Origin of the sequence: Phocaeicola paurosaccharolyticus JCM 15092 (assembly GCF_000613805.1) — a bacterium.
Classification (GTDB): Bacteria; Bacteroidota; Bacteroidia; order Bacteroidales; family Bacteroidaceae; genus Phocaeicola; species Phocaeicola paurosaccharolyticus.
The window spans coordinates 53,740-60,307 of record NZ_BAJR01000022.1 but is presented as its reverse complement, the minus strand read 5'-3'; the positions used below and the strand labels follow the sequence as shown (position 1 = coordinate 60,307).

4 protein-coding genes and 1 pseudogene are annotated in these 6,568 nt (G+C 35.5%); 1 reads left to right on the top strand and 4 read right to left on the bottom strand.

Annotated features, from left to right (window positions below; all coding sequences use genetic code 11):
* Positions 1-342: 342 nt before the first annotated feature.
* A complete protein-coding gene (locus JCM15092_RS09955) occupies positions 343-2,568 on the bottom strand; it encodes a DUF5686 family protein (RefSeq protein WP_235782326.1) in 2,226 nt (741 codons plus the stop codon).
* An 81-nt stretch (positions 2,569-2,649) separates the two neighbouring features.
* On the opposite strand from JCM15092_RS09955, the gene JCM15092_RS09950 reads away from it, so the two are divergent.
* Positions 2,650-3,351: a Crp/Fnr family transcriptional regulator gene (locus JCM15092_RS09950; protein ID WP_024994527.1), complete on the top strand. Its 702-nt coding sequence runs from the start codon at positions 2,650-2,652 to the stop codon at positions 3,349-3,351.
* 489 nt (positions 3,352-3,840) lie between these two features.
* Here JCM15092_RS09950 and kdsA read toward each other — a convergent pair.
* The 3 genes and pseudogenes from kdsA to miaA form a co-directional block, all read right to left on the bottom strand.
* A pseudogene (gene kdsA, locus JCM15092_RS15760) lies at positions 3,841-4,643 on the bottom strand (3-deoxy-8-phosphooctulonate synthase).
* A 5-nt stretch (positions 4,644-4,648) separates the two neighbouring features.
* Positions 4,649-5,578, bottom strand: coding sequence for a diacylglycerol/lipid kinase family protein (locus tag JCM15092_RS09940; protein WP_024994526.1), 930 nt, complete (start codon positions 5,576-5,578; stop codon positions 4,649-4,651).
* Between the two features lie 11 nt (positions 5,579-5,589).
* On the bottom strand, positions 5,590-6,504 hold the full coding sequence (gene miaA / locus JCM15092_RS15755) for a tRNA (adenosine(37)-N6)-dimethylallyltransferase MiaA (protein WP_034541879.1): 915 nt from the start codon (positions 6,502-6,504) through the stop codon (positions 5,590-5,592).
* Positions 6,505-6,568: the final 64 nt, after the last annotated feature.

Below are 6,568 nucleotides of genomic sequence, written 5' to 3'. Positions count from 1 at the left end.
CTATACAATCTCAAAATTAGTTATTTTAAATAATAATCAAAATTATTTATAAACCAATTTGAGAGTTTTATTAAACATAGAAAAGCATAAATCTTTGGAATCTCTTTTATTAGGTTTATGACAAAAAGAGAAAAGAAATTTTCAGTAAATATTTTTTATCTTATCGTCCCATTTTAGCTCAAATAAAAAATAAAATAAATATACATATTAGTAGATATATAATACCAGAAATGAGACAGCATATCTTGTAATGTCGACATATGATTGGACGAATACTGTAATATCCTATATAACAGTTCCGACAGCGCTCTTTAGTATAAAAAATTAGCGAAATATCTATCTCTATTTACTGAATAGTTCGAAAGTAAACTTCATACCTACAGCATCGTATTTTGCCTTGTTTGTACTCACAAAAATTCCAACATCAAAAATATTGGTCTCTATACCATATCCAAATTCCATATAAGGATTGAGATGCGGCATGAATAGAATACCACCATATAGACGCTCATGCTGTATTTTGCTGCATATTTTGCTTAGAGATTTGAGTATTATGAAAGGTGATTCGTAAGAAATATTTCCCCTCCAATATTGACTGGATGAGTTGTACCATGCACCATCAAGCAGCTGGAAAGTACCTCCGATATCATCGTTCCATCCTTCAGGAAGGTTCCTTCTAGAAAAGTTTGCAAAGTCGACAAAATATACATCATCTTGTTTTGTAAAGATACCTCCGCCAACTCTATATGCTATAGTTCTCACCCCATTAAGTGTTATCTTATGTTGAACGTCAAACTCAATTCTCTCGTGAGAAGTATTAGCATGAAAAACATTCTTTATACCCCTTTCATAGTCGACAGAGAAAGTAGGAAGTGAAGATCCTATATTTATCTTCCTATTGCCGTTCATATAATAGTACATTCCCGGAGTCCATTCGACAGTTATCCTTGGAGCAAAAGTATTATACACTCTGCTAATACCTCTAAGTTTAGCCCATTCACTATCGGAGATTGGCTTCTCCAATTTCAACCTTGAAGTATTGATAAGTCCCCTCCAGTGCATTGAAACGCCGGTTCTAATTGTCAACCCATTAACAGGTTCTATACTATGATATAAGTTTAAATTGATATCTCTAAAATAGTCTAACTCTATCTTGCTGAGGTCAAAGATACTATCGGGTAACTCTTTCAATTTATCTAGCACCACACTACTATATATTCTATTGCCATTTCCTACAGACAAGCCGAAAGTTCCTTGTTTCTTGGGTAGATACTGAAACTCTGCATCCATCTTTGCATAGAACTCTTTTCTAGTAAAGTTGTAGCCTATCTGCGGAACAATTCTTATTGATTTACCATTTTGGAATATCTTGTTATACTTGAATTTCTGCTTATATGAATAACCATTACTATGTCCGTAACTGAAGTACATAGGATTTACCAACGGCGAACATCTCACTGAACCTAAATCCGACAGATTTATATCATAGCTTGAAATAAGCAGGTCACCTAAGCTCAATAACATATTTGGCTTCTTCTCTGACTTAGGATTACTACCAAGCCTTTTCTTCCTATCAAGATATGCCATATATATACTATCTTCCTTTACACTAAGCTCTACATGACGCATTTTTTGCATTGTACCCAAATCATTTATGATACTCGACGTATCACAAGTCAGTCTATATGATTTTGATAAATCGTGATGATGCTTATTCCTTCTTACGTATTTAGGAGAGCTTTTCAGAAAATTAATATAGTTGTACTTTATCCAGGTATCACAGTTCAATGATATGTTATTACCTAAGAATTTGAAATATCCATCAATGGTTATATATATTGGAAGCAACTCATTTTCACTACCCTCCTCACCCATTACAGATTTAAATTTGAAGTGTATCATATCATATACCCCTTCGAAATAGGCTTCACGAATAGTCCATATGCTGTCGCTGACAACCAGATATCCATTCACCAACTGTGTTCCGCTGAACTTTGGTTGGATAGATATTTTGTATTTCTTTATATTATTATCTACATATACTGAGTCAAGTATGTATTTATAATGCCTACTGTTATCCTTATCCAATGGGGAGAGCAGTTTATCTGACATCATTGATGAGGAGTAAATATTCATCTTCATCAAGTCCAGCATATTAAGGAATTGTCCATTGCTCCTTTTAAAAGTGCTCGATACTGCTTTAATCTTACGCTCATATATATTGGGAGCAGAATATTGCACATCGCTTATCGATTCTACAATATACTTTTTTGTTCCATTCTCAATTCTAAACATTGATGGAACATATCTCAAAAAGATGTTTTTTTTGTGTACATCTATCAAGCCTTTGATATAAACTTCAGCTTTATATCCTTCTACAACTTTAGAATAAGACGGTGAATAAGTAAATATATTTTGCATTATTGAGTCTGGAACCGATATCCTTTTATTCGACTTATCAGTTATCTCATAAGCACTTGTTGATAGTGGAAACAGAAGTACAAGTAGAAATATTTTTATGAAATATTTATATGGAGCAGGTAACACTTTGACTTTGATTATAGACAAAAATAATAAAAGTTTATACCCAAAATGAGATATTAATATTTATTTTTTATATTTGTGCTTTATAACATGTTTTGTATAATTATGGTTAAGAAGGATTTATCAGAGACAGAGATTGCAGAGAGTATTCCAGATATTTGGCATCCCTTGACTAAAGATCAAAAAGATTTTTTGGCCCAGAACTTTTCAATTCAGAAATACAAGAAAAACGAAACAATCTACTGTGAAGGAGAGACACCTATGCATCTTATGTGTCTTCTTAGCGGAAAAGTGAAAATTTTCAAGGAAGGAGTTGGAGGAAGGAGTCAAATTATCCGTGTTATAAAGGATAAAGAGTACTTTGCATACAGAGCATATTTTGCTGAAGGCAATTTTGTTACTGCAGCAGCTGCTTTTGAGCCATGTACTATATGTCTTATCCCGATGCCTGCTATCATGAAACTACTTCATGAAAATAATGAATTAGGGCTATTCTTTATAAAACAGCTCTCTGTCGACCTTGGTATATCAGATGAAAGAACTGTCAGTCTTACCCAGAAACATATACGAGGACGTCTAGCAGAATCTCTTATCTTCTTGAAAGATACATATGGAGTTGAAGAGGATGAGTCTACCCTGAGCATTTACCTCTCAAGAGAAGATCTGGCAAACCTTTCAAACATGACCACATCCAATGCAATACGAACTCTCTCTAACTTCGCAAATGAAAAACTCATCACAATAGATGGAAGAAAGATAAAGATTATTGATGTGGAGAAGTTAAAGAAGATTAGTAAGATCGGTTAATTCATATAATGCCTATTAATAGTTTAGCTATTTATTTTGCATTACTTCTCAAATAATACATATAAACGATATAGGTACTATATCTGAAATATTTTAATTCTACATTTATTGATTCAACACCGGCATTGGTCATCCCCTGCATCTGGTTTTGTGCTTTAAACCGGTCTATTATCTGTGATACAAAATCTGTCGTGATCGGTTCATCAATGAATCATGATCGGTTGAACAATGAATCATGATCGGTTCATCAACGAATCATGATTGGTTAGTCAATGAATCGTGATCGGTTAAACAATGAAAATAATTTATCCTCTTTTTTCTTTGCATGAAACAAAGATAATACTATTAATCAAGAAGAAATAGAGTTTGTTAAATCCCAATGTAACAGAGTGGTCCAAAGCATTTCAGTCATCAGCGACTGACACTACCATATAAAATAGCAAAGAGGCTGTATACAGTGATATACAGCCTCTTTGCTATTTCTTTATATTATAAAGCCTTTCTCAATCTTACAAGCTTATTCAACAAAGGTTCAAGAAGATCCAGTCTAAGCATATTTGCGCCATCACTCTTAGCAACAGAAGGATCTTCATGAGTCTCCATAAATAGTCCGTCTACTCCAACAGCAACACCGGCTTTTGCTACAGTCTCTATCAGTTCAGGCATTCCCCCTGTAACTCCACTTTTCTGATTTGGTTGCTGAAGAGAGTGTGTTACATCAAGAATAACAGGAAAACCAAATTTCTGCATTTCAGGGATACCTCTGTAATCAACTATCAAATCACCATATCCAAATGTTGTCCCTCTCTCGGTCAGCATAACTTGGTTATTTCCTGCTTCAACCAATTTGTCGGCAACAAACTTCATAGCATCAGGTGAGAGAAACTGTCCCTTCTTAACATTAACTATTTTTCCTGTCTTAGCAGCAGCAATAAGAAGATCTGTCTGTCGGCAAAGGAACGCCGGAATCTGAAGTATGTCAACATATTCTGCGGCCATATCAGCTTCATCAGCAGAGTGAATATCAGTAACTACAGGCACGTCAAAGTTTCACGAACTTTCCTCAATATCTTTAGAGCCTTCTCATCACCTATCCCCATGAATGAGTCAATACGTGAACGATTAGCCTTTCTGTATGAACCTTTAAAGACATATGGAATTCCAAGGTTGGATGTTATATCAACCACTTTTTCGGCAATTCTCAATGCCATCTCTTCTCCTTCTATTACACAAGGTCCTGCAAGAAGGAAAAACATATCATCTTTTTTAATATCTTCTATTCTGTTTATCATTTTATTTATGTCGGAATAATAAGTGTTAGAGCTTCAAGCTTTATCTCAATATCAACAGGAAAATGTTTTTCCAGGATTCTTCCATCTGCGCTTATTGAAGCATTCTGAGCACGTAATAATTTTACTTTCTTCGTTCTATATGGCTTGACTGTTTTATGGTTTAGCAATCGTCCTTGAGCCATCATCCACAAACCGGAAATCAACTGTAATAATTCCGGGCGGTAAACAACCGATACATCGAGCCACCCATTGTATGGCACTGCACTAGGTGTAAGTCCATAGCCTCTGGCACTACCCACACATACAAGCATTATCCTGCCTCGTATATGTTCATCGTTCACCTTAAGGTGCATTCTGTATAGCTTTCTTTCAAAAAGGAGAAGGAACATTGATGCAGCGAAAGATAGTTCACGCATTCCCCAGAAACGTTTTGTACTATTGGTAATCTGTACTATCCTGGCTCCTAAGCCAATATATACTGCATTTACAAAATATCTTTCTATATGTTTGTCCCCATCGAAATATGAGCATGTGCCCACATCAATACGACGGGTTCTCTTATTTATAATCCAATCAACAGCCTGTTTATAATCATCATCCTCAATACCCCAAAATTTGGCGAAGTCATTCCCTATACCATTAGGTATAATACCAAGTGCGATAGATCTTTTATCTTCAACATCCGACCTCATGATTCCATTTACAGCATCATTTATCGCACCATCACCTCCAACAACAACGATGGTCTTATATCCATTATTGGCCAATATTCCTACCAGCCTTTCCACTGAGCCGAATCCTTCAGATTGCACATAGTCAAAACGGATACTCTTAGATTCCATATATGCACGAATCTCGTTCCATCTTTTCTGCGTTTTCCTGCTTCCAGCCTTAGGATTATAAACTATCCCCCATCTGTTTGGTTCTATAGCCATGACTTCTAATTTTAGTCCAACATTTGTTTTATTGCATCTATTTTTTCATTCATAGGCAAACTGGCGTCAATCCAATTAATTTTCAACCCTCTTCTCTCCATGCCTCTGAACCATGTCATCTGTCTTTTTGCGAACTGATGAATTGCTGTCTCAAGCTGAATAAACATCTCCTGATATGTCAGTTCCCCTATCACATGCAGGGTAAGATATTTATATTCAAGCCCATAGTATATCAGTTCGTCAGGAGTAAGTCCCCTTTCCAAAAGTCCTCTCACCTCATCTACCATGCCTTCATCCAAACGTTGCTTGAGCCGTTTTGTAATCTTTTGTCTTCTTATTTCACGGTCAATATCAAGACCAACAATAACAGAGTTAATCATTGGAAAATCACGGTATTCAGCCGGTTTTGACTTATAATACTCCTCAATTTCTATTGCTCTCACCGCTCTCTTTACAGTGTCTACATCAGTTGAGTTATGTAGTTTCTTGTATGATGATAGCATCTCTGTGAGTTCTTGGAGACTCTTTTTTTCAAGTTTTTCTCTCAGCTCAGGATTTTCCGGGACAGGAATTAGTCTGTATCCTTTTAGCACAGCTTCAAGATACATACCAGTGCCACCACATAAAATTGGGGTTATTCCTCTACTCTTTATATCATTATATGCTTCAAGAAAATCATGTTGATATTCAAAGACATTATACTTGTAACCAGGATCAGCGATATCAATAAGATGATAAGGAATATCTTTATCATTAACCTTATATTCACAAAGATCCTTACCCGTTCCCAAGTCCATTCCACGATAAATCTGTCGGCTGTCAGCACTTATTATTTCCGAATTAAGCATGTATGCCAATTCAACTGATAAAGACGTTTTACCACAGGCAGTAGGTCCTAAGACCGTTATCATATCATAGTTTGTCATCAAAACACAATTTCATTTTCACAAAGATATTGATTTTGGACTATTACTCGTACAAAAAAGCACA